Source organism: uncultured Gemella sp., assembly GCF_963529685.1.
GTDB lineage: Bacteria > Bacillota > Bacilli > Staphylococcales > Gemellaceae > Gemella.
The window spans coordinates 1-4,311 of sequence record NZ_CAUSAI010000069.1 but is presented as its reverse complement, the minus strand read 5'-3'; the positions used below and the strand labels follow the sequence as shown (position 1 = coordinate 4,311).

The window sequence follows — 4,311 nt, the reverse complement described above, 5'->3', positions numbered from 1 at the left end:
AAATTGAAATCCGGGGCTGGAATTTTTTCCATGCCCCGGATTTAGTATACAACCATTTAAATTCATTTAAAATTTTTCCTTTTTTAAAAGAAGCAACACATGGAATATCCTGAGTTGCTTCTTTATTTGTATTTGTAATGTGAAAAATGAGATTGCCTTAAAAATCGTAATTTCGAATAAATCAATTTTCGAGGCAATCCCAAAACTTTTAATATATTTTTTTTACTATTAAACTATTATAATTTAAGGCTGCAAGTTGCACAGAATTCGGGCCAAAATACTTAGTATAATCATGAAGTTGTTGCTTATCATCATAAATATAAACCCTATCTCCGATACAATTCTCTTCATCTATTTCTACTACTAAATGACTCATCATCGTTGAGTAAATATTTCTCTCTTTACCTTTGATTATACAGGTTTTTCCTTTTAATCTATCTCGTAGTATTCCATCCCCATAACCAATATTAACAATCCCCACCTTTTTATCAGTATCAGCTATATAAGAATTACAATACCCTATACACTCGCCTTTACTCAAAGTTACTATATTGATTATTTCACCATAGACAGTAATTGGATTTTTTATAACTAGATTTTTAAGTGCTACTGGATTTTCCTTCACATTATAAGGCATCGCACCATAAAGAATTATTCCTAATCTCTGATGCGTTGTTTTCTCAAATGCACCATCGCGTAAAAATGAAGCACTATTTTGCAAATGAACTACTTCAAAATCATAATTTTTCTGTGCTTCTTCAAGAACCTTCAAGACCAACTCTTTTTCTTTTTCATAAAAACCGTCAAACTCATCAGCAAAAGAAAAATGTGACCAAAATCCTTTTAATTTTAATTTATTTTTTTTACAAAAATCGATAATTTCTAATACTTCTTCAAGATTTTTCGCTCCAGCACGTCTCATACTTCCAGCAAATTCTAGTTGTAACGTTAAATCTCTCACATTATCAAGATTTTCTTTTAAATATTCAAGACTTGCTATATTTATTTCAACATTATACTCTCTTGCTAAGTCAAAATTATACGTAGGATTTAACAAGAAAATATTAGTACCTGTTCCTAAAGTTTCCCTTATTACTTTACACTCCTCTTCTTTCGTCGTTGCAAAATAATTGATTCCTGCTTCTGAATACACTTTTACACATTCTCTTAAATCTAAATTATACGCATTATTTTTAACCACAGCAATTATATCCTGAGCGTACTGTTTTAAATTAATAGCATTTTGGCGTATATTATTGTAATTTAACTCAATTGTTGCCATAAAAGATCCTTTCTTTAATAAATGAGGGCAACTCAAAACTCCTGATTTCATAAAATCAATGTTATCGAGTCACCCCTACTTTCTACTCAAAATCAACAAAATTTATTCGTTATAATATTTTAAGATACCAAGGTAATATTGAATCCCTACTTTTAGTATTTTTTCATCGAAGTTAAAAGTTGGTGTATGTAATCCTGAAACATAGTTTTTCTCTTCGTTTCTTAAACCTAAAAAACTATAGTTTATAGGAGATAATCTACTAAAGAATGAAAAGTCTTCTCCATACAGATAAGCTTCTTCTAACTCAATATAGTCGATACTTTCTTTTTCTACAACTTCTTTCATTACTTGATAAGGAACTTCATCATTAATTACCGCAGGATATCCTTCAGCAAAATCAACTCGGATACTTGCACCAGTAAGATGCTCAAGTCCTACACGCGTATTTTCAATCGCAGTTTTAATCGTCGCTAAATCTTCCATACTGTACGTTCTAATCGTTCCTTCTAAATATGCATTTTCCGCAACGACATTCATCGCATCTCCACCGTACATTTTACCAATATGAATAATATTAGTATTACGAGCTTTTGTATGTAACGTATTAAGTTTTAGCATCTCTTGGAAGAACATTGTAGCCACGTTAAGAGCATCGATTCCAGTATTTTTTAGACCAACGTGAGCTGCACGCCCTTTAATATAAATTCTATATTCATTAGCACTAGCCATAATTTCTTTTGGTTTAGAAATAATATGACCTTCTGGATAATCTGGATTCATATGTAATGCGTAACTTGCTAAAATACTATAAGGTGAAAAATCAAAATCATTGATTAATAAATTCCCACCACCAAAAGTTTCTTCAGCAGGTTGAAATACAAAGACACTATTTACTTTCATATCATTATTTTTATAATAATCAGCCGCTTCAATAACACTTCCCAAAAGCATAGTAGTATGTCCATCATGACCACATGCATGCATTACTCCATCATTATTAGATTTAAAATCAACATCATTCTCTTCTGAGATTGGCAATGCATCAATATCCGCTCTAAATAAAATCGTGTCCTTAGTTTCTACGCTTGCTTTAAAAATCACAACTAAACCAGTCTCTAATGTCTGTTGATACTCAATACCATGCTCTGTTAAAACGCTCGCGATAAATTCTTTAGTTTTATACTCTTCCAAAGATAACTCTGGATTTTGGTGCAGATGTCTACGCCATGATGTCAAATTCTCTTCAGTAATTACTTTCATCTTCTTTACCTACTTTATTATAAGTTTCTTAATTCTGCGATAATGTCAACTTTTTCTTCTGCAACTTCACTACGTGTTTTAATTACTCGTGCTGGCACTCCCGCTACAACATCACCACTTGCTACATCTTTTGTTACTACACTTCCAGCTGCAACAACAGCATTGTCTCCGATTTGCACACCTTCTAAGATAACAGCATTAGCCCCGATAAGAACATTGTTACCTACACGTACTGGTGTAGCATTAGCTGGTTCAATAACACCTGATAACACAGACCCAGCACCAACGTGAGAATTTTCTCCAACTTCCGCACGTCCACCTAAAATAGCATTCATATCAATCATAGTGTTTTTGCCGATTTTAGCTCCGATATTAATAACAGCCCCCATCATGATAACCGCATTGTCTCCAATACTAACATGCTCACGAATCGAACATCCTGGTTCAATACGAGCGTTAAACTGAGTTAAATCAATCATCGGTACACCACTATTACGGCGGTCATTTTCAACACGGTGATTTACTACCGCTTCTTTATTAGCTCCATAAAATTCCACCCAATCAGCAAAATCTGCAAAAATAACTTTTGAGTTTCCTTCACCATAAACCTCTAAAGTCTCTGGAAATTCTACCGCAGCATTAAAGTTAACATAAACTTTTACCGGTGTTTTCTTTTTAGATGTCGCTATAAATTTAATAATCTCTTCTGTTGATTTCATTTCTTTCTCCTATTTTTTACATGATTTTTTTCTATTTTATATCTAATTTTTACATATGTCAATCTAACTTTATTATAGTATTTCTATCATTTAAAATTTAAATGGCAATACCAAACCACTACGGAAGTGATTCGACAAATCTCGATTCTTCGGAATCACAATTTTTGAGTCACTCCTACATGGAGACGACTCAAAATATTATTTTCACAAAATCACTTGAATCGCTCCAAACTTTATTATCTTATACTAACCTTATTATTCTCTACTGACTTTATTATTCTATACCTAGTACATCTTTCATAGAATATAACCTAGGTTCTTCTACACTGTTAAGCCACTGTGCTGCTGTAACAGAGCCTTTTGCGAACATTTTTTTGCTTAGAGCTGTATGTTTAATTTCAATTACCTCATCTTCTCCAGCAAAAATAACTTCATGTTCACCTACTATAGTTCCACCACGAACTGCATGAATTCCAATCTCTTTTTCTTGGCGTTTCATATCTCCGTGACGACCATAGACTCTATTATAATCTTCTACATCCTTAACCGCATCCACTAACATTTTTGCAGTTCCACTAGGTGCGTCTACTTTTTTATTATGGTGCTTTTCAATAACTTCTATATCATATCCTAGTAAGAGTTCACTAGCTTTTTTTACTAATTCTACTAAGACATTTACTCCTAAGCTGTAATTCCCAGCGTAAACTACTCCAACATGAGTTGCTAGTTCATCGATTAATTCTAATTCTTCTGTAGTATGACCAGTTGTCGCTATTACAACTTTCGTTCTTGTACGTTTAGCATACTCCACTAATTCAGCAGTCCCTGCGTGATGAGAAAAATCAATAATCACATCAGCAACCTTCTCTAAACCTTTATATGAAGTATAAGTAGGAAATTTCTCTTCTAATAATTCACGACCTACACCTGCAACGATTTCTAAATCCGTACTATCTTGAATATAGTTTTTTAGAACTTGTCCCATCGTTCCATTATAACCACTTAATAAAACTCTCATTTTTACTCTCCTTGTAATGAATTAAGTCTTGC

At 32.8% G+C, this 4,311-nt stretch carries 4 protein-coding genes; all 4 read right to left on the bottom strand.

What is annotated here, in order from left to right; genetic code table 11:
- Positions 1–208 precede the first annotated feature (208 nt).
- Entirely contained in the window at positions 209–1,282 is a 1,074-nt protein-coding gene (alr, locus tag RWS90_RS07660) for an alanine racemase (RefSeq protein ID WP_314550197.1), read from the bottom strand.
- Between the two features lie 102 nt (positions 1,283–1,384).
- Complete coding sequence (locus RWS90_RS07655) at positions 1,385–2,542, bottom strand: M20 family metallopeptidase (RefSeq protein WP_314550195.1); 1,158 nt, start codon at positions 2,540–2,542, stop codon at positions 1,385–1,387.
- A 17-nt stretch (positions 2,543–2,559) separates the two neighbouring features.
- On the bottom strand, positions 2,560–3,261 hold the full coding sequence (gene dapD / locus RWS90_RS07650; protein ID WP_314550193.1) for a 2,3,4,5-tetrahydropyridine-2,6-dicarboxylate N-acetyltransferase: 702 nt from the start codon (positions 3,259–3,261) through the stop codon (positions 2,560–2,562).
- A 274-nt stretch (positions 3,262–3,535) separates the two neighbouring features.
- Complete coding sequence (gene dapB, locus RWS90_RS07645; RefSeq protein ID WP_314550190.1) at positions 3,536–4,279, bottom strand: 4-hydroxy-tetrahydrodipicolinate reductase; 744 nt, start codon at positions 4,277–4,279, stop codon at positions 3,536–3,538.
- Positions 4,280–4,311 lie beyond the last annotated feature (32 nt).

Bases quoted from the DNA above. Each gene is read 5' to 3' on its own strand.
- alr (WP_314550197.1), bottom strand. From the start codon at position 1,282: ATGGCAACAATTGAGTTAAATTACAATAATATACGCCAAAATGCTATT.
- RWS90_RS07655 (WP_314550195.1), bottom strand. From the start codon at position 2,542: ATGAAAGTAATTACTGAAGAGAATTTGACATCATGGCGTAGACATCTG.
- dapD (WP_314550193.1), bottom strand. From the start codon at position 3,261: ATGAAATCAACAGAAGAGATTATTAAATTTATAGCGACATCTAAAAAG.
- dapB (WP_314550190.1), bottom strand. From the start codon at position 4,279: ATGAGAGTTTTATTAAGTGGTTATAATGGAACGATGGGACAAGTTCTA.